Source organism: Nodosilinea sp. P-1105, assembly GCF_012911975.1.
Classification (GTDB): domain Bacteria; phylum Cyanobacteriota; class Cyanobacteriia; order Phormidesmidales; family Phormidesmidaceae; genus Nodosilinea.
In genome coordinates this window covers 1-19098 of record NZ_SMDQ01000091.1, presented here as the reverse complement: position 1 = coordinate 19098, position 19098 = coordinate 1, and the positions used below count along the sequence as shown (strand labels likewise).

Genomic DNA, 19098 nt, shown 5'->3' with positions numbered 1-19098 from the left:
TGCTTCCCCCGATGGCTGGTGCCGTTCTTGGAGATATCGTGAGACCCACAGGTCGGACAGGTCATCTCAATAGCCATAAACTTGTCTCCCTGGTTATCGTGGTGGCGTAGTCTGATTTTCCTTCGTCCCGTGCATTAATGCACTACCCTAATTCAGACGGGCTATGTAGATACTGAGCAGATGCAAAAGGCCCTGGCTGAAAGCCGTAAGACGGGTCAGGCGCTGACCGATGTGCTAGAAGCTATGACCGGTCAGCAGCTCTCCCCGGAACTGCTGCGTCAGTACAAAAAGCAGCAATTGTTTGAGCTTAAGATTCTTTACGGGGTGGAATCGCTAGATCCGGAAATTAATGATATTTCCCCCGCTCAAATTAGCCACCTGATTGACACGCTAATTCCGGTAGATACTTGCCGTCGCCATCGGCTTGTGCCGCTTTCCCGGGAGGACGGCGATCACCCGTCCGTCCTGGTGGCCATGGTCGATCCAGAAAACCTGGAGGCTCAAGATGACCTGACCCGCATTTTGCGCCCCCAAAATCTGGCCCTGAAGCGGATGGTAATCACTGTTGAGGATTATCAGCGGCTGATTTCCACTTATTTGGATGAAGCAGTTGCCCGCCAAAAGAAAGAAGAGTTAGAAGCGGCCGTTGACGTCAGCACTAGCCTCGAAGAACTAGACTTTGGGGACGGTGCCCTGGAGGACGTGATTGATGAAGAGGCTGACCTGGGGGCAGCCCTCAAGGACGCTGGGGCAGCCCCTGTGATTGCCCTGGTGAACAAAATTCTGGTCAAAGCCCTGCAAGAAGGGGTATCAGACATTCACATTGAACCCCAAGAAGAGTTCTTACGAGTGCGCTTCCGTAAGGACGGCGTACTTAGAGAAGCCTTGCCTAAGATGCCAAAAAAGATCATTCCAGCAGTCACCGCCCGCTTCAAAATTATTGCCGAACTAGACATTGCTGAACGGCGTATGCCCCAAGATGGGCGCATTCGCAGGGTATTTCAGGGTCGCAAGGTAGACTTTCGGGTCAGCACCTTACCCAGTCGCTGCGGCGAGAAGGTAGTCCTCAGGATTCTGGACAATGCCTCTACTCAGCTGGGTTTAGACAAGCTAATTACCGACCCTAACTCGCTGCAAATTGTCCAGGAAATGGCCTCTCGCCCCTTTGGCCTAATCTTAGTGACTGGACCAACAGGCTCTGGTAAAACCACCACGTTGTACTCGGTTCTGTCAGAGCGTAACGATCCCGGCATTAACATCAGCACGGCCGAAGACCCCATTGAATACACCCTGCCTGGACTAACCCAGGTGCAGGTCATTCGCGAAAAGGGTATGGATTTTGCCATGATCTTGCGAGCTTTTTTGCGGCAAGACCCCGATGTCATTTTGGTGGGGGAAACTCGGGATCCAGAAACGGCTAAAACGGCCATTGAGGCCGCCTTGACGGGTCACCTGGTATTGACGACCCTGCACACCAATGATGCCGCCGGAGCCATCACCCGTCTGGATGAGATGGGAATTGAATCATTTATGGTCTCCAGCGCTCTGATTGGGGTCCTAGCCCAACGTTTAGTCCGGAAAGTTTGCTCCGAATGTCGTATTGCCTACCACCCGACCCAAGACGAGCTGGCTCGCTTTGGTCTAACTTCATCATTAGAGTCTGATATCACCTTTTACAAAGCCAATACCCTGAGCTTAGAGGAAATTACCGCTGCCAAAGCTAACAATACCCTTTGCCCTAGTTGCCAGGGAGGTGGCTACAAAGGACGAGTGGGGGTCTACGAGGTCATGCGAGTGACCGAAAAGCTACAAAAGCTGATTTCTGAAGGGGCTCCCACAGAGCACATCAAAGAAGCTGCGGTGGAAGAAGGTATGCAAACTCTACTCTCTTATAGTCTTGACCTGGTGCGTCAGGGCTACACCACCCTAGACGAGGTAGAGCGGGTTACCTTTACCGATACTGGCTTAGAAGCGGAGCTGAAATCAAGGCGTAAAGCATCGCTTACTTGCTCCTGCTGTGGTGCTGAGCTACAGCAGGAGTGGCTTGACTGTCCCTATTGCTTGACACCCCGTTTTCATGATTAGAGATGTTTATAACCAAAAGTTAAGGGATGTGAAGATGACAGCTTCCGGCTGGGGCCTGGGCATGTTTATATCAGTTCAAAGGTTCCAAGTCATTGGCCAATCGGGCAGACAGTTTCCCTGAGTGGTGTTTTGGTTCGATGGTGCTGGTTGAGATGGCGGTGACCAATCCTTTTATTAATCAAGGAGGTAGTTGAATGGAACTGATGATCGAGGACTTGATGGAAGAGGTAATTGAGCGGGGCGGGTCAGACTTACACCTGTCCGCTGGCTTACCTCCCTACATCCGCATCAGCGGCAAGCTGACCCCAACTGAGCACGAACCAATGACCCCCGAATCGTGCCAGCGGCTAATTTTCAGCATGCTCAACAATACCCAGCGGAAGCAGTTGGAGCAAACCTGGGAACTGGACTGCTCTTACGGGGTCAAGGGCCTAGCTCGCTTCCGGGTCAACGTATATAAGGATCGGGGTACCTATGCCGCCTGTCTGCGGGCCCTTAGTTCTAAAATTCCCAGCTTGGAGGTCCTAGGGCTCCCCAACATTGTCCGGGAGCTGTCCGAAAAGCCGCGGGGCTTGGTACTGGTGACGGGCCCGACTGGGTCAGGTAAGTCCACCACCCTGGCCTCGATGATCAACAATATCAACCTGACCCGGCCTGAGCACATTTTGACAGTTGAGGATCCAGTTGAATTTGTCTACGAGCCGATTAAAAGTCTGATTCACCAACGGCAAGTCGGCGAGGACACGAAGAGTTTTGCCAATGCCCTACGGGCGGCCCTACGGGAAGATCCAGATGTGATTCTGGTGGGGGAAATGCGAGACTTAGAGACTATTTCTCTAGCCATTTCTGCCGCAGAAACCGGTCACTTGGTATTTGGCACCTTACACACCAGCTCGGCAGCCCAAACGGTGGACCGGATGGTGGATGTGTTTCCCCCGGAGCAACAGCAGCAGATTCGCGTCCAGCTGTCTGGTTCTCTGGTAGCTGTACTGAGTCAAACCTTAGTGCCTAAGGCCAACCCCAAGCCGGGAGAATTTGGCCGGGTGATGGCTCAAGAAATTATGGTGGTGACCCCAGCGATCGCCAACTTGATTCGAGAGGGTAAAACAGCTCAGATTTACGGTGCCATTCAAACGGGCGGTAAGCTGGCTATGCAAACCCTCGAAAAGACCCTAGCCGATTTGTACAAATCAGGGGCCATTTCCTTTGAAGCAGCCATGTCAAAGACATCTCGGCCTGACGAGTTGCAGCGTCTAATTGGGCCAGCGGCAACGCCTAACCCTGCTGGGCGTCAGGGGGCTGGGGCAGCCCGTCGTTAACTGGTTATGGGTGTATCTAGACTAGATACACCCGTTCTTTTAGCCCACCCATCTTTCTGCAGGCTTTTTACCGACTCCATATCATATCCAGCTCGGGAACTGGAGTTTTCCCACAGACAGAACTCAGGTCTGGACTTGGATTTGGTTTAGATCTGCCCAATTGATTGCCTCAGAAACCAGAGCAAGTCGTTATAATTGCTGAAACTATTCAGCCTTTGAGCCATGCCTACCTACGTTGCCATTGGTCGTGATGCAAGTGGTTCCCAACGCAAGGAGCGGATTGCGGCGGAAACGCCCAATGAAGCCCGTAATATGCTCAAGGACCGGGGTTTGTTTGTTTCCGACATTAAAGAAGAGACAAGCTTTAACCTCGATTTTGAGAGTATCAAAACCTCGCTCACCAAGGTGACTGTCAAGGATAAGGCTATCTTCTCCCGTCAGTTTGCCGCCCTGGTTAATGCTGGGGTCGCCCTGGTTAGGGGGTTAGGGGTGCTGGCTGATGACTGCCCCAACCCTAAGTTGAAAAGGTCGCTGTTGGCCATTAATGCCGATGTGCAGCAGGGTACCAGCTTATCAGACGCCATGCGTAAGCACCCGGCCTGTTTCGATAACCTCTATGTGGCCCTGGTGCAGGCTGGGGAAGTGGGCGGGGTGCTCGATGAGGTACTCAATCGGCTGGCCAAGCTACTGGAAGACCTGAATCGACTGCAAAACCAAATTAAGTCAGCCATGGCCTATCCGGTGACGGTGGGTTTTTTGGCAGTGGTCATTTTTGTGGCCATGACTATGTTTCTGCTGCCCATCTTTGCCGAAATGTTTGAGCAGTTTGATGCAGATTTGCCCCTGTTTACCCAAATGATGCTGGGAATTAGCGGTTTTTTGCGACAACCCTTGAACTGGGTGATCATGATTGCGGTGATCGCGGCGGCCGTGTTTGCCTTTAGGCGCTACTATGCCACCCTTAATGGACGTCGGGTTATCGACCGGTTTGCCTTAAAAATGCCCTTGTTTGGTGATCTGATTCAAAAAACAGCGACGGCTCGGTTTTGCCGCACCTTTGGGTCGTTGTCTAAGTCTGGGGTACCGATTCTGACCGCCCTGGAAATTGTGCGGGATACCGCTGGCAACCAGGTGATTGCTGAAGCGGTAGACGAGGCTCGCAAAGATGTGCAAACTGGCGGCATGATTAGCTTAGCCCTGCAAAAGCACTCGGTATTTCCCACCATGGCAGTACAGATGATCAGCATTGGGGAAGAAACCGGTGAACTAGACCAAATGCTAATGAAAGTCGCCGACTTTTATGAAGACGAAGTCGAGCAGGCCGTTAAAGCGCTGACCAGTATTATGGAACCGATCATGATTATGGTGCTGGGGGGTATGGTAGGGTCCATTCTGGTATCGATGTATCTACCCATGTTCCGAATTATGGAAGTGGTGCAGTAGTGTCACGCGCTTTGTTCCTGTTCCCTGTTACCTAGCACCTGACACCCCCAGCCCAGCAAATGTGGTATTATCTTGGCCAGTCAATACTAGGCTCTGATGGTGTCGTAGTTTTGCACAAACCAGCTGTAGGTCTGTTCAATCCCCTGCTTGAGGCTAGTTTTAGCTTGCCAGCCAGCGGCAGTCAGGCGGGATACGTCCAATAGCTTACGGGGGGTGCCGTCAGGCTTGGTAGTATCAAACACCAGTTCGCCTTCGTAGCCGACCACCGCTTTTATTGTCAAGGCCAGTTCTTTAATAGAAACTTCTTGCCCTGTGCCAACATTAACAAACTCGACCCGGTTGTAAGTGTTCATCAAGAATATCAGGGCATCAGCCAGATCATCCACATACAAAAACTCCCGCAAGGGGGTGCCTGTCCCCCATACGGTCACAGTGGGATCGTCATTGACCTTGGCGGCATGGAACTTGCGCATCAACGCTGGCAACACATGGGAGTTAGCCAGGTTGAAGTTGTCATTGATGCCATAGAGGTTAGTCGGCATAGCCGAGATAAAGCTGACCCCATACTGGCGGCAGTAGTTTTCACAGAGTTTAAGCCCGGCAATTTTGGCGATCGCGTAGGGTTCGTTCGTCGGCTCTAGAAAGCCTGTCAGCAGGTAGTCTTCCTGCATGGGCTGGGGACAGAGCTTGGGATAAATACAGGATGACCCCAAGAATAATAATTTGGTGACGCCATGGCGATAGGCGCTGTGGATAATGTTGGCCTCGATCATCAAATTATCGTAGAGAAACTCGGCCCGATAGGTGTTGTTGGCTTGAATGCCACCCACTTTGGCCGCTGCCAAGAAAACATAGTCAGGCTTTTCTTGGGCAAAGAACTCATCGACCGCCGCTTGGTTGCGCAGGTCCAGGGCCTGGCTAGATGGGAGGACTAAATTTTCATAGCCTTGGCGGCTTAACGCTCTGACCAGAGCACTGCCCACCAGACCACGGGAACCGGCCACATAGATCTTCGATTGCGTATCCATAGACGTTAGAGTAAGCAGCAATTTAAGGACAGTTAGCGAAAAGTAGCAGGCTGTCGGGCTATACCCCTGGGTGGGTCTGGACCATTGACTGAGTGATCTACGATCTACCCGACCATGACATAAAAATTACCCTGAGTGTGGCATGTTGGCCACCATCACGACAATAAAGCGGCCACCGGGTTTAGGTGTAGTTCACAATAGGGCTAAAGGGTAAACCCCCTGTAAAATTCTGTGCAATTTACCGGACCCGCCTATGTCTCCGTCTGACTCCACCGCCCAGCGTTGGCAATTTTGGATTGATCGGGGCGGCACGTTTACGGATATCGTAGCCCGTCGCCCCGATGGCCAGTTGATGGTTCACAAGCTGCTGTCTGACAATCCAGAACGCTATGCAGATGCCCCGATTCAGGGCATACGTGACCTGATGGGGCTAGCAGCCAATGAGGCGATTCCGGCGGCGGCCATCGAGGCGGTGAAGATGGGCACTACGGTAGCCACCAATGCACTGCTAGAACGCAAGGGCGATCGCACCCTGTTGTTGATCACCCAGGGCTTAGGCGACGCCCTGCGCATTGGCTACCAAAATCGTCCAGACATTTTTGCCCGCCACATTCAGCTACCGGAGATGCTTTACGAGCAGGTCTTGGAGGTGAAGGAACGGATCAGCGCCCAGGGCGACGTTTTGATTCCCTTAGATAGCGATGAAGAAGCACGTCTGATTCAGCAGCTACACCAGGCCTACGACTCTGGCATCCGGGCTTGCGCCATTGTCTTAATGCATGGCTATCGCTACCCTGACCACGAACAGCGCCTAGGAGCATTAGCCCGCCAAGCGGGCTTTACCCAGGTTTCCATCTCTCACCAAGTGAGTCCGCTGATCAAGCTGATTAGCCGAGGCGATACCACCGTAGTCGATGCCTATCTGTCACCGATTTTACGCCGGTATGTGGACCATGTGGCCGGACAGTTGCAGGTAGGGGAGATGGAGACGAGGTTTATGCCTCCATCTCCCTCACCTCCGCAGCTCATGTTCATGCAGTCCAACGGCGGCCTCACCGACGCGGCTCTGTTTCAGGGTAAAGACAGCATTCTCTCGGGACCGGCCGGGGGCGTGGTAGGAGCGGTACAAACCAGCCGTCAAGCGGGATACGATCGCATCATTGGCTTTGATATGGGCGGGACCTCCACCGATGTCTCCCACTATCGGGGGGAATACGAGCGCACCTTTGAAACCGAGGTGGCCGGGGTACGGCTGCGGGCACCGATGATGGCCATCCACACGGTGGCGGCGGGGGGAGGCTCCATCGTCAGCTTTGACGGTAGCCGCTATCGGGTGGGGCCAGAGTCGGCAGGGGCCTATCCGGGGCCGGCTTGTTACCGCCATGGGGGACCCCTGGCGGTGACCGATTGCAATGTGATGGTGGGTAAGCTACAGCCTGAGTTTTTCCCCCCTGTGTTTGGCCCAGAGGGGAATTTGCCCCTAGATGCGTCGGTGGTGCAGGCCAAGTTTGACGCCCTGGCCCAGGACATTTACGCCGCCACTGGGGATACTCGCCGCCCTGAACAAGTGGCTGCTGGTTTTCTGGCCATTGCCGTAGAAAAAATGGCCAATGCCATTAAAAAAATTTCGGTGCAACGAGGCTATGACATTGCCGACTATGGGCTCTGCTGCTTTGGCGGTGCGGGGGGACAGCACGCTTGCTTAATTGCCGATGCCCTAGGCATGACCGAAGTCTTTTTGCATCCCTACGCTGGTGTGCTGTCCGCCTATGGCATGGGTCTGGCGGATGTGCGATCGCTGAATGAGCAATCGGTGGAGCGCCCCCTGGACGACGACAGCCTGCCCCAGGTACAGCAGATTCTGGATGCCCTTACCGAAAAAGGGCAGAATCACCTGCGCCAGCAGGGATTTGCCCTACCCTTATCCCCTACCCAGACCAAACTCTTGCCCAGCCGCCCAGAAGACTTGCCCCAGGGGATAGAGGTGCGGCCCCGGCTATTGCTGAAGTACGAAGGTAGCGACTCTACGCTGGCGGTAGAGTTTGGCTCTGTGCAGGCCATGCGATCGCAGTTCACCACCCTGCACCTCCAGCGCTACGGCTTTGCCCAAGACACCAAGCGACTAATTGTGGATACCGCCGCCGTGGAAGTGATCGGCCGCACCCACAGTCCTGACGAACCCGATTTACCAACTAGCCGCACCACCCCCCTGGTCCCGAAAACCACTGTCCCCATGTATACCGCTGAGGCCTGGCACGACACCCCCGTCTACCACCGCGGCGACCTCTGCCCGGGAGATCAGCTCTCAGGCCCCGCCTTGATCATTGAGCCCACTGGCACCAATGTGGTGGAACCCGGATGGGAGGCGACGCTAACGGTTAAGGGGCATTTGATTTTAAAGGCAGAAGGAAAAAGGCAGACGGCAACGCCTAAGCACCTCACCCATCCACCCACCCACCCATCCACTCCCCTACTCCCCCCTTCGACTCCGCTCAGGGCAGGCCACTCCCCCACTCCCCCAGATCCCGTCCTGCTAGAAATCTTCAACAACCTCTTCCGGGCGGTCGCCGAAGAAATGGGCATCACCTTACAAAACACTAGCTACTCGGTCAACATCAAAGAGCGGCTTGATTTTTCCTGCGCCCTGTTTGACCACCAGGGGCAACTGGTGGCCAATGCGCCTCATATTCCAGTGCATTTAGGCTCCATGGGGGAAAGTGTGCAGAGCTTAATTCGAGCCACAGGGCAACGCCTCAAGCCGGGGGATGTCTACCTGCAAAATAATCCCTACAACGGCGGTACCCATCTCCCAGACATTACGGTGATTACTCCGGTGTTTCTGACAAAAGATCTGGGCAAAGCGTCCTCAGCCTACTCGACTCCCTACTTCTACGTCGCCTCCCGGGGTCACCATGCTGATATTGGTGGCATTACCCCCGGCTCGATGCCGCCCACTAGCACCACCATTGCCGAAGAAGGGGTGCTGCTGGACAATGTGCAACTGGTGGATCAGGGGCGGTTTCTGGAGCAGGAACTGCTGGCTATCTTGACCAGTGCCCCCTATCCGGTGCGGAATCCCAGCCAAAACATAGCCGACTTGAAAGCCCAAATCGCAGCCAACGAAAAGGGTGTCCAGGAGCTGCACAAGCTAGTCAATCACTACGGTCTGGAGCAGGTAAAAACCTACATGCAACATGTGCAGGATAACGCTGAAGCCTGTGTGCGGCGGGTGATTGATCGGTTACAGGATGGGCAGTTCACCTACCCGATGGATGATGGTAGTCAGATTACGGTGCAAGTCACGGTTGATCGACAGCAGCGCAGTGCCCACATCGACTTTACCGGCACATCGCCCCAACGCCCGAATAACTTTAATGCGCCAGCAGCGGTGGGTAAAGCAGCTGTTCTCTATGTGTTTAGGACCCTTGTAGACGATGACATTCCCCTGAATGCTGGCTGCCTCAAGCCGCTGCAGATCACCCTACCAACTGGGTCGATGCTAAACCCCGATGATCCAGCTGCGGTAGTCGCTGGCAATGTGGAAACCTCCCAGGCGATCACCGACGCCATCTATGGCGCCCTAGGGGTAATGGCTGGGTCCCAGGGCACCATGAACAATTTCACTTTTGGCAATGAACGCCACCAGTATTACGAAACCATCTGTGGGGGATCCGGGGCCGGGCCAGACTTTCCTGGCACCGATGCCGTCCATACCCACATGACCAACTCACGACTAACGGATCCAGAGGTGCTGGAGTGGCGCTTTCCGGTGCTGTTGAGACAGTTTTCCATTCGCCAGGGCAGTGGGGGGGCCGGGCAGTACCCGGGGGGCAACGGTATTGTGCGCATCCTAGAGTTCCAGGAACCAATGACGGCGGCGATTTTGTCTAATCACCGGCGGGTGCCTCCCTTTGGTCTCAAGGGGGGGCAGCCAGGCCAGGTCGGTGAGAATACGATTTTGCGCGCCAATGGCCAGATCGAAACTTTGCCAGGTCAGGCGACGGTGGCTGTCTCAGGGGGCGATCGCATGTGCATTGCCACCCCTGGCGGCGGCGGCTTTGGGGCACCTAACTAACCGGGCTCATACTCAGGGCTGTGGTGATGGTCCAAGCGTCAAGCAACAGCAGCAGCAGGGTAAACAGCAGCAAAATGCCATACATCCAAGGCTGGGCCAGGGGTTTGACATCCTGGGTATCGATGCCAGTGTAGGTGTTTACCAATTCCACCAGACGAGCAAACCCAGCTACCCGCATGGGCAACAGGTAAGCTTGCTGGTTAGCGCCAACAAAGTAGTAGACTAGGCCGCCCTGGCCTGTCGATCGCGGCTTCAGGGCAGTGACATCGGCCCAACTCAATTGCCAGCCACTGCGAAACAACCAGCGAATCCAGCGGGGATAAACCACCTGAATCCCCTGGGGATCAACCTCTACCCGTTGAGCCAGGGCAGCGTAAAGGCCGATGCCACCCATGATAATTCCAAGGGTTAGGACTGTTGGAGATACTGGAGCCTGGGTAGCCCTGGCTAAAAACGGCAAGGGACCCATCAGCGCGATGTAGAGCAGTAATAGGGTAATGCGAATTAGAGGGGCGATCGGAAAAACCTGGCGATCGCCTCGACCATTTACCATCCCCTGATCCAGAGAAGATTCCACCATAAAACGCCTTTGCAGGACAAGCTAGGGCAAGTACTTTTGCACCACCACCCAACCGGAAAGGCCAGCGGCGACTAAAGCCAACCCTAGCCCACCATTCAACCCGATGTGTAGCTTACGAGCCCAGGGGCGCTCCTGGCTGATGCGACTCGCACTCCAGGCAGAAGCTAACACTAGGGTGACTACCATCAAACCAAAAGGCAGATGCAGGGAATGCCCCAGGTGGCCATATTCCCCAAGGGTGCCAATAACGCCAATGGCCAGCAGCAGCAACACCAGCACCACTAGCCCAGACCCCACCAAAATATGCAATGGTCGCAGCCATGAAGACCGACCAATGCCTTTTCGCCGGGTAAAAGCGAGAGTACCACCGGTAACCAGTAAAACACTGTAGCTAGTTAAGGTCAGGCCCATAGACCAGGCTGCAATCCGCCATAGCCACAAAAAAGAGGGTAAGTCCACAGTTAGCGTCGATGAACGAATTCGCACACAAGCGAAGATATAATAACGACAGCCATCCTAACGATCGCTGAGGCTAACTGACTGAAGATACCACGACAGCTTCACCACTAGCCGTTACCACCCCCGATTCGGTACCGAGGGGCAACTTAAAAACCGGTGGTTCAGGGATAGTCTGTAGCTGAGGCTCGTCAGCCTCGGGTTCATCAATACGAAGGCGTTCGCAAGGAATAGTATCGGATAGAATGGCACTAGCCATCATTCCGGTATGGATCTCTAGCAGCGCCTTGGGAGCAGTCTCAAACATCAGGCGCTGACCTGGAAATACCACTCGCTCAAAGTACCAGTCAGGCACGTTGGTGATGCGAGCGACCTGAATTTTGCTAGTGGCATTCACATAGCAACAGAGGATCTGGCCTGAACTATCAGGTGGAAGGGAGTCAAGAATTTGTGCCATGGATGCTTAACGGCAATACTGCAAGAATCACTAGGCAAAGCCTAACATTTCGTGATCCCAAGCTGCTGTAAAGGCGACTACCAACACCGGCAATCCCTTCATAGTTTTGAATGTTTCGACAGGTTTCTTAAGGTCTTGCAACCCTATGGGTGAGGCCTAGTTCCCGATATTGTTGCCCAAAAACCGCCAAACTTCGCCCCAATCTCTGTCCTAAGAATCTCTACCCTAAGGGGGAATAATTTTCCGGCAAGCCTTAACATTTTCTTTATATCATCAGGCAGCCTTCCTCAGAAGCTGTTTAAAGAGGTGATCCCAGACATAATTTCCGCCAAGAGGTCGTAAATCCTTTGAAGCTTAAGGGCGTTACCCGACTCCACAGGTATAACCTGAGACGCTCTTTGGCTTTTCAAACAACCTCTCAGCCTGACTCAACTAAATTTCCAGGTCAGGTGCCCTGTCGTCGTCTTTCCTGTCGTCGTCTTTAAGGATCCAGCATAGGGATCAAGATAGAGTGCTGCTAGGGCTAATTCCATTGACACAGATCTATTCAGCCATAAACGAAAGAAAATACCAGCTACGGCTAGGTGCCTGCCCATCAGGAAAGACAGTGTTATCGTGAAGATATATGTCCAACCTGAGTTGATAATGACGCAGCAATTTGCTGAACAATCCCGAGTGCTGTACGTGCGACTGCCATGTAACCCAATCTTTCCCATTGGGGTAGTCTATCTGGCCGATCATGTGCATAAATTGTTTCCCCAGGTAGAGCAGCGCATTTTCGATCTGGGGGCGGTACCACCGCTGGATTATGGGGCGGCCCTTGATCGCTGTATTGATCAGTTTCAACCCACCCTGCTGGTGTTTTCCTGGCGAGATATTCAGATTTTTGCCCCGGTGGGTGGCCGGGGGGGCAATCCACTGCAAAACGCCTTTGAGTTTTTCTACGCCCGCAATCCGTTGCTGAAACTACGGGGTGCTCTGGGCGGCTTGCGCATGGCTACCACGTACCTGGCTGAACTTTGGCGCAACCAGGGATTAATTAAACGCGGGTTGAAGCGAGCGCAGCGCCATCGTCCAGAGGTCACCCTAGTAGTCGGGGGTGGTGCGGTCAGTGTCTTTTATGAGCAACTGCACAATCGTCTCCCCCAGGGCAGCATTATTTCGGTTGGCGAAGGGGAAATGTTATTGGAGCGACTGCTGCGAGGAGAAGACTTCTCGGACCAGCGCTGCTATGTGGTGGGGCAGACCCAACCGCGCGATCGCATGATTCACGAGGAGCCCGCTCCTCTAGAAAAAACCGCCTGCGACTACGACTACATTGAGACCATCTGGCCCGAGTTTGACTACTACCTGCAAGAGCAAGACTTCTATGTCGGGGTGCAAACGAAGCGGGGTTGCCCCCACAATTGCTGCTACTGCATCTACACCGTCGTGGAAGGGAAGCAGGTGCGCATCAACCCTGCCGAAGAGGTGGTGGCCGAAATGCGCCAACTCTACGATCGGGGGGTGCGTAACTTTTGGTTCACCGATGCCCAGTTTATTCCGGCCCGCCGGTTTATGCGGGATGCTGAAGAGCTACTGGAGAAAATTTTGGCGGCGGGGATGGAGGACATTCACTGGGCGGCCTACATCCGGGCCGATAATCTCACGCCCCGGCTGTGTGAGCTGATGGTGGCCACGGGCATGAACTACTTTGAAATTGGCATCACCAGCGGCTCCCAAGAACTGGTGCGAAAGATGCGTATGGGCTATAACCTGCGCACGGTACTGCAAAACTGCAAAGACCTAAGGATGGCTGGATTTAATGATCTGGTGTCGGTCAATTACTCTTTTAATGTGATTGACGAGCGGCCCGAAACCATCCGCCAAACCCTGGCCTACCATCGGGCACTGGAGCAGGTGTTTGGCCGCGACAAGGTGGAACCGGCGATCTTCTTCATCGGCTTGCAGCCCCACACCCACCTGGAAGAGTACGCCTTCGAGAAAGACATCCTGCAGCGGGACTATAACCCCCTGGATATCCACCTGCCCTGGGTGTCAAAGAAGCTGCTGTGGAATCCAGAGCCCCTAGGGTCTTTCTTTGGAGAAGTCTGCCTGGAAGCCTGGCAGCGTAACCCCGACGACTTTGGCCGCGAAGTGATGGATATCCTGGAGGAACGCCTGGGATGCGCTCCCCTGGAATCAGCCCTGAGTGCGCCGATTGAACCTGAACGTCGTCCCCTGGCGCTACAACAGGCTTAAAAGCGTTAGTGGTCGGCATGAAGTGCATCGTTAGCACAGGGACAGAGACAAGCATCTGTCCCTGCTGCTTGCACTTGGTTACTCCATGGGAGTAGTGCGTCGAGTCATGATACTTATATCTTCACCATTGCAACCGGTGGGTATGGGTTCGACCCAGGCAATGCGATTGCCCTCCGGCTAGGCTCTGCCAGCGCAGTGTCGTAGTATCGGCCTGCGATTAATTACTTCGGCCACGGCAGCGTAGTCGCTCAGCAAGATGTGGCAGGGCTGGGCAGGCTGGTACGTGGGCAGCTTGAACTGAGTTGAGGCCTTGAGATCTCCAGGATTTGGATAGGTTATACAGGTTTCTAATCCCTGCAATACCTCTGAAATGCCCCTGACACAGCAGTGCCACATCAGCTCATTAACGTTAACTACTAAATCAATCGCTTCCCTCACTCAGAAAGGACAAACACTATGGAGACCTGCGTTCGCGATCGCCAAATTCTCCCCACAGGCTACCGCCCGATCCCAGCCCTCGACTACGAAACCGAAGCTCTGCGTCACTGCGAACAGGGCAAACTCTACCTGGAAATGGGCCGCTATCTAGAGGCGCTAGAGCAGTTTGAGCAAGCGTTAACCGCCCACCCCCACGACATCGAGAGCTGGTACAGCCGGGCCGAAGCCCTAGCCTGCCTGAGCCGCTACGACGACGCCCTACAAAGTCTGGAGCAGGGCCAAGCGTTGGCAGGTTTTGCCGACACTCGATTTTGGCTGCAAAAGGCTGCGTTGTTCATCCTGCTTCATCAGCCAGAGGCAGCACTCAATTGCTGTAACCATGTCCTCTGGCGATCGCCTAACCACCGTCAGGCCTGGCTGTTTCGTGGCGTGGCCCTGCATCGTTTAGGGCAGGTTCGGGCCGCTTACCGCAGCTACCAGCGGGTGGCCCAGTCAGACCTACCCCCTATTGCTGAATCAATCCAGAAGCTTTGCCACGACCTTGCCGCTCATCACCAGGCTAGTTAACGTTGTCGCGAATCGCCTTTCGTAGCTGGGCGATCGCCGTTACGAACTGGCTATCTTGTTCGGTGCCGAGGCGATCGGGGTGCAGCCATAGGTCTCGTTGGTCGGCTTCGGGCGACTCGGCCACCACATCGGGGGTAATGCCCTTGCGGTTGATGTCAGCCCCGGAGGGGGTGTAGTAGCGGGCGATGGTGACATTCAGACCCGAGCCATCTCCCAGACGATTGATCGACTGCACCAGGGCCTTGCCCACGGTTTGGGTGCCCACCACCGTGGCCCGGCGGTTATCTTGCAACGCCCCGGTGAGCACTTCGCTGGCACTGGCCGAGTTGCCGTTGACCAGCACCACCAGCGGTTTATCGGTGAGGGCTGTGCGGTTGGCGCTAGTCACGTCGCCCTGACCATCCCGGTCTACGGTGCGCACAATTGTTCCTTCATCTAGCCACATGCGGGCGATCGCGATCGCCTGACTGAGTATGCCCCCCGGGTTGTTGCGTAGATCGAGCACATAGCCGTCCACCTGCTGCTCTTCCAGGCGTTTAATCGCCTGCTCCATCTGCTCGGCAGACTGGGCGTTAAATGCGCTCAGTCGTAAGTAGCCAATGCGCTTGCCCTCGATCTCTTGTAGGGCCGAGGTCACCACTGGTAGATCAATGCGAGCCCGGGTGAGGGTAACCACAAAGGGAGCCGTATCGTTGCGCTGCATTAGCAACTCCACCGTTGTGCCCGCCTCCCCACGAATCTGGCTGGCGGCCACTTCCACCGTCATGCCCTGGGTCGAAGTTCCGTTGATCTGCAAAATGTGATCCCCTGGATGCACGTTGGCTGCCATCGCCGGGGACCCTTCAATCGGCTTTACCACCATCAGTGCTCCGGTTTCAGGATCAAGGGCAAGCCGCATTCCCACCCCTACCAGTTGGCCATTGGTCTGGTTCGAAAACGCCTGAAACTGCTCCGGCGTCATAAACCGGGTGTAGGGGTCATCAAGCCTTGCCAGCATAGCCTTCAGGGCGTCATGGGCGGCTTCAGGGGAGGTAAATTCCTGGTCCAGCAGGGCCTGCCGCTCCTGCACCCAGTCCACCTGGTTAAAGGTAGGGTTTACATAGGAACGATAGACAATTTGCCAAGCCTCGTCTAGGACGCTCTTGGGGTTGTCTTGCCAGGCGGCCCAGGCCGTGGTGGTGAGTACCGGCAACCCAATGAACGTCAGGGTTGAGGCAAACGCCAGGGCCTTTTCGGCGGACGATAGGGCGACAAGTTTAGACGTTAACGCAAACTGACAACGACGTTGAGGCATAGCACAGCAGTCGAATTTATTAAAGGACTAGTCACAGAACAGTAGGGAGCTGAGTCCAGCGCCTATGGGCATGTTTAGGTTGCCCAGCAGAGGGTCTGCTGCCGCTGGCTCAGACCCAAAAGTCTATGGATAACTTTGAGCGTAATCGCTGCCCATGGCGGACCTGTGACAAAGGTTTGACAAAACCGTGGGACGCTAACTCAGTTTCGATGCCAACGCCACCCCGATCATCCAGGGTGCCCCCGTAGGCAATCCAGCTCCCGGCATCCCCAGCACCAGATTCGGTTCGGGGTAGGACTAACTGACCAGGCGCTGCCAGATCCGGGAGATTTCAGCTAGCAGCACTTGGACATTCTGGGTGAAAGCCCGGTGCTCTGCATCATTGGCCTCACGGGCCTCCTGCATGGCTTGTCTATCTGTCCGTGCCTCTTCCAGCAGGTTATTAAAGCGCTGGCTGTACTCTTCATGGAGCTGGTCAAAGCGCTGCCGATCTTGATTAAATTGGTTAGCTAGATTGCCCACCAACTGGACAGGATCTGTAATCGCATCTTCCATGCGCCGGTTAGTGTTGGCTGACATGGCGGTCAAGACTTCCTCGGCTTCGGCAATGCCGTCCTCAATGCGGGTTTCCCACGCCTGAACAGATCGAGCGTTGCTGTCGGTAATCGAGCGCGTTTCTCTCAGACCAGCTCTAATCTCGGCCATCTCCTGGTTGTGCTGAACGATAGATCGCTCCAGCAGTGCCTCGATCCGGTCAAGCCAGTCACCGGGGCCGGGTGTGCTGGTGTTCATGACTTTGGCTCCCGGTTAGCAAGAATCGTGTCTATCAAGTCTGAAGTGGACCCCAGAGCTTGGACAACTTGATAGGGTAGTTAAGCTCTGAAAGATCGAGACTTGTTCTACGCTTTTCACAATGTATTACCCCGTAGTCACATAATACACCTCATCCGGGGTTTGGTAGTTTAACGATTGATGCGGTCGGTGTTGGTTGTACCACTGAAACCAGTCATTCTGTGCCTGAGTCTCGGCTTGAACATGGTTCGTGCTCTTGCCGCTATCAAACAGCTCACTGGCCTTGTCCAGCAAATCCCGTTTCCAGTTGTTGATCATCGTGGGATGAATCTCGTACTGACTGGCCAACTCAGCGGTGGTCTTTTGCCCTCGAATCGCTTCAATGGCCACCTTAGCCTTGAATTGCGCACTGTACTGCTTACGTTTTCTGCCCATGAACTACTCCTATCATGGTTTGAGTGGTTCAGAGCTTAGCTACCTGTCCAGTTTTTGGGGTTCACTATAACCGATCTCGGTCGCTGGTCACAGAGACGGTGCCCTTCTTCGCTCTAGCAGCATTGGCCATGGTGAAAGCCCTCTGGAGAATGGATCGAATGGATCGAGGAATCTTTCGATCCAATTTCGATCCAAATTCTAACCAAAATGGCCAAAAGTGGCATAACAGTGTCTAACCCCAGGAACTCACCAAGGCTCTGAATCAATTTGTTGATGGGCGGTACAGCCCTTGACCTGTATGGTTTTGAGAGAATGGAGAATAGGAGATTCGATAGCGCAGCTCCTCCGGAGGAGGCACTCCTGACCTCTGCGGTGCGATTGGCCTCCGGCCACCCGGCGGGAACGCAGCGCCCTACCAACTGAGCTAATGGTTTGACTGAAATGGAGAATAGGAGATTCGATAGCGCAGCTCCTCCGGAGGAGGCACTCCTGACCTCTGCGGTGCGATTGGCCTCCGGCCACCCTGCGGGAACGCAGCGCTCTACCAACTGAGCTAATGGTTTGACTGAAATGGAGAATAGGAGATTCGAACTCCTGACCTCTGCGGTGCGATCGCAGCGCTCTACCAACTGAGCTAATTCCCCGTATTATGTTGTGCGACGCACCGTAACGGTGCGATTGGCCTTCGGCCACCCTGCGGGATCGCAGCGCTCTACCAACTGAGCTAATTCCCCGGCTGACCTACAGTATTCTATCAAAATCAGCGTAGACTAAAGCCGCTTAAGATATCGCCAGCCATGTCAATCAAACCTGGCAAAACAGTAGTCTATCGGTTCAAGTCTCTGCTACACTAACCAAAGATTGCTCCTTGGAAGCGTGGCTGAGTGGTCGAAAGCGCCTCCCTGCTAAGGAGGTAGGGGAGTAAACCTTCCCTCGTGGGTTCAAATCCCACCGCTTCCGTTTTTGAAAACGTTTAATTAATTGGTTTTGATTCCCCAGGGGGAATAGCCCAGGCTTTTACTTGGGTTCGGTTGAGTAAGCGAGCCAATCGCAGGGCTTGATGGTGATGCATCCAGCAGGGAATGGTGTTAGGTAGTCGGGTCATAAACTCGCGGGCATCCCTCAATTGGTAACCTGAGACGCGAGCAATTTCAGAAGCTCCATCAAATAGGGCGTCAGCAGTCATCGCTTTGTCAACCCGCACTTGCCAACTTTTGACAGCAAGCTGACCTTGTTCGATGCGGCGCAGACCGCTTATATTGGCTAGAACGATAAGACAATCATCCGGTTGGAGACGGATATCTTCGGAGGGCATGACTTTACCTGGCTGCAGGGCATGCTGGTACCAGATGGGCAAAACACCATAGCCATAGGCCACCTCAGACAGCAACAGCCCGTTCAAGGTGTCATCGGTGTCGATAGTATATTGGGTAACTAGAATAGTGTTTTGCTCTAGTCTGAATAAACCAATCACCTGTTCGCCAAAAGCTGCTCCAGCAAAGGCTTCGGCGGCAATGGCTGAAACACAAATCACCTGGGTAAAGGGGAAAATCTGGGCCACACGATCCGTAAAGCGTTGATCGTAGGTGCGAATAATAGCGCGACAGAGGGGGTTAACTCGATGAGCGAGTAACCCAACTTCCAGGTTTTGAACTTCATCGTCGCTGACGGCCACCAGGCTTTTGGCTGTGGCCAGGTTGGCTTTTTCCAGAGAGGTAGCAACATCGCCTACCAGTAGCGGGGTAGTGCATTAATGCACGGGACGGAGGAAAATCAGACTACGCCACCACGATAACCAGGGAGACAAGCGCATGGCTATTGAGATGACCTGTCCGACCTGTGGGTCTCACGATATCTCCAAGAACGGCACCAGCCATCGGGGGAAGCA

General features: G+C 54.4%; 13 protein-coding genes, 4 tRNA genes and 1 pseudogene. 7 read left to right on the top strand and 11 right to left on the bottom strand.

Annotated features, from left to right (window positions below):
• Positions 1-147: 147 nt before the first annotated feature.
• The 3 genes and pseudogenes from E1H13_RS24335 to E1H13_RS24325 all read left to right on the top strand — a co-directional run.
• Positions 148-2085, top strand: a pseudogene (locus tag E1H13_RS24335) (GspE/PulE family protein); the annotation flags it as partial.
• Between the two features lie 194 nt (positions 2086-2279).
• A complete protein-coding gene (locus E1H13_RS24330) occupies positions 2280-3404 on the top strand; it encodes a type IV pilus twitching motility protein PilT (protein ID WP_169617561.1) in 1125 nt (374 codons plus the stop codon).
• A 222-nt stretch (positions 3405-3626) separates the two neighbouring features.
• Positions 3627-4847: a type II secretion system F family protein gene (locus E1H13_RS24325; protein WP_169617560.1), complete on the top strand. Its 1221-nt coding sequence runs from the start codon at positions 3627-3629 to the stop codon at positions 4845-4847.
• A gap of 86 nt (positions 4848-4933) precedes the next feature.
• Here E1H13_RS24325 and E1H13_RS24320 read toward each other — a convergent pair whose 3' ends face one another.
• Entirely contained in the window at positions 4934-5875 is a 942-nt protein-coding gene (locus tag E1H13_RS24320) for a GDP-L-fucose synthase (RefSeq protein WP_169617559.1), read from the bottom strand.
• A 253-nt stretch (positions 5876-6128) separates the two neighbouring features.
• Here E1H13_RS24320 and E1H13_RS24315 point away from each other — a divergent pair, with 253 nt between their 5' ends.
• Positions 6129-9950, top strand: coding sequence for a hydantoinase B/oxoprolinase family protein (locus E1H13_RS24315; RefSeq protein ID WP_169617558.1), 3822 nt, complete (start codon positions 6129-6131; stop codon positions 9948-9950).
• On the opposite strand, the gene E1H13_RS24310 is transcribed toward E1H13_RS24315, so the two are convergent.
• The 3 genes from E1H13_RS24310 to E1H13_RS24300 form a co-directional block, all read right to left on the bottom strand.
• On the bottom strand, positions 9943-10530 hold the full coding sequence (locus E1H13_RS24310) for a hypothetical protein (RefSeq protein WP_240966830.1): 588 nt from the start codon (positions 10528-10530) through the stop codon (positions 9943-9945). The two genes, E1H13_RS24315 and E1H13_RS24310, sit on opposite strands and share 8 nt — an antisense overlap.
• Positions 10531-10551: 21 nt before the next feature.
• Complete coding sequence (locus E1H13_RS24305) at positions 10552-10989, bottom strand: DUF4079 domain-containing protein (RefSeq protein WP_169617557.1); 438 nt, start codon at positions 10987-10989, stop codon at positions 10552-10554.
• A 73-nt stretch (positions 10990-11062) separates the two neighbouring features.
• Entirely contained in the window at positions 11063-11443 is a 381-nt protein-coding gene (locus E1H13_RS24300) for a DUF1830 domain-containing protein (protein WP_169617556.1), read from the bottom strand.
• Between the two features lie 645 nt (positions 11444-12088).
• Between E1H13_RS24300 and E1H13_RS24295 the strand changes: the two genes are divergently transcribed.
• Entirely contained in the window at positions 12089-13684 is a 1596-nt protein-coding gene (locus E1H13_RS24295) for a photosystem II high light acclimation radical SAM protein (protein ID WP_169617555.1), read from the top strand.
• Positions 13685-14140: 456 nt separating this feature from the next.
• On the top strand, positions 14141-14689 hold the full coding sequence (locus E1H13_RS24290; protein ID WP_169617554.1) for a tetratricopeptide repeat protein: 549 nt from the start codon (positions 14141-14143) through the stop codon (positions 14687-14689).
• Here E1H13_RS24290 and E1H13_RS24285 read toward each other — a convergent pair.
• From E1H13_RS24285 to E1H13_RS24260, 6 genes are all read right to left on the bottom strand, one after another.
• Positions 14682-15983 (bottom strand): S41 family peptidase, encoded by a 1302-nt coding sequence (locus E1H13_RS24285; RefSeq protein WP_169617553.1) that lies wholly within the window; start codon positions 15981-15983, stop codon positions 14682-14684. The genes E1H13_RS24290 and E1H13_RS24285 overlap by 8 nt on opposite strands.
• Positions 15984-16280: 297 nt before the next feature.
• Entirely contained in the window at positions 16281-16775 is a 495-nt protein-coding gene (locus E1H13_RS24280; protein ID WP_169617552.1) for a hypothetical protein, read from the bottom strand.
• A gap of 126 nt (positions 16776-16901) precedes the next feature.
• Entirely contained in the window at positions 16902-17210 is a 309-nt protein-coding gene (locus E1H13_RS24275) for an integrase core domain-containing protein (protein ID WP_169617551.1), read from the bottom strand.
• Positions 17211-17523: 313 nt separating this feature from the next.
• Positions 17524-17639 (bottom strand) — tRNA-OTHER (locus tag E1H13_RS24270).
• Between the two features lie 13 nt (positions 17640-17652).
• Positions 17653-17768 (bottom strand) — tRNA-OTHER (locus tag E1H13_RS24265).
• A 13-nt stretch (positions 17769-17781) separates the two neighbouring features.
• Positions 17782-17854 (bottom strand) — tRNA-Ala (locus tag E1H13_RS24260).
• Between the two features lie 226 nt (positions 17855-18080).
• On the opposite strand from E1H13_RS24260, the gene E1H13_RS24255 reads away from it, so the two are divergent.
• A tRNA-Ser gene (locus E1H13_RS24255) sits at positions 18081-18170 on the top strand.
• Between the two features lie 13 nt (positions 18171-18183).
• On the opposite strand, the gene E1H13_RS24250 is transcribed toward E1H13_RS24255, so the two are convergent.
• On the bottom strand, positions 18184-18921 hold the full coding sequence (locus E1H13_RS24250; protein WP_256378563.1) for a hypothetical protein: 738 nt from the start codon (positions 18919-18921) through the stop codon (positions 18184-18186).
• Positions 18922-19098: the final 177 nt, after the last annotated feature.

What these genes read in the sequence shown, in the direction of transcription:
- E1H13_RS24330 (WP_169617561.1), top strand. Translation starts at nt 2,280, where the DNA reads ATGGAACTGATGATCGAGGACTTGATGGAAGAGGTAATTGAGCGGGGC.
- E1H13_RS24325 (WP_169617560.1), top strand. Translation starts at nt 3,627, where the DNA reads ATGCCTACCTACGTTGCCATTGGTCGTGATGCAAGTGGTTCCCAACGC.
- E1H13_RS24320 (WP_169617559.1), bottom strand. Translation starts at nt 5,875, where the DNA reads ATGGATACGCAATCGAAGATCTATGTGGCCGGTTCCCGTGGTCTGGTG.
- E1H13_RS24315 (WP_169617558.1), top strand. Translation starts at nt 6,129, where the DNA reads ATGTCTCCGTCTGACTCCACCGCCCAGCGTTGGCAATTTTGGATTGAT.
- E1H13_RS24310 (WP_240966830.1), bottom strand. Translation starts at nt 10,530, where the DNA reads ATGGTGGAATCTTCTCTGGATCAGGGGATGGTAAATGGTCGAGGCGAT.
- E1H13_RS24300 (WP_169617556.1), bottom strand. Translation starts at nt 11,443, where the DNA reads ATGGCACAAATTCTTGACTCCCTTCCACCTGATAGTTCAGGCCAGATC.
- E1H13_RS24295 (WP_169617555.1), top strand. Translation starts at nt 12,089, where the DNA reads ATGACGCAGCAATTTGCTGAACAATCCCGAGTGCTGTACGTGCGACTG.
- E1H13_RS24290 (WP_169617554.1), top strand. Translation starts at nt 14,141, where the DNA reads ATGGAGACCTGCGTTCGCGATCGCCAAATTCTCCCCACAGGCTACCGC.
- E1H13_RS24285 (WP_169617553.1), bottom strand. Translation starts at nt 15,983, where the DNA reads ATGCCTCAACGTCGTTGTCAGTTTGCGTTAACGTCTAAACTTGTCGCC.
- E1H13_RS24280 (WP_169617552.1), bottom strand. Translation starts at nt 16,775, where the DNA reads ATGAACACCAGCACACCCGGCCCCGGTGACTGGCTTGACCGGATCGAG.
- E1H13_RS24275 (WP_169617551.1), bottom strand. Translation starts at nt 17,210, where the DNA reads ATGGGCAGAAAACGTAAGCAGTACAGTGCGCAATTCAAGGCTAAGGTG.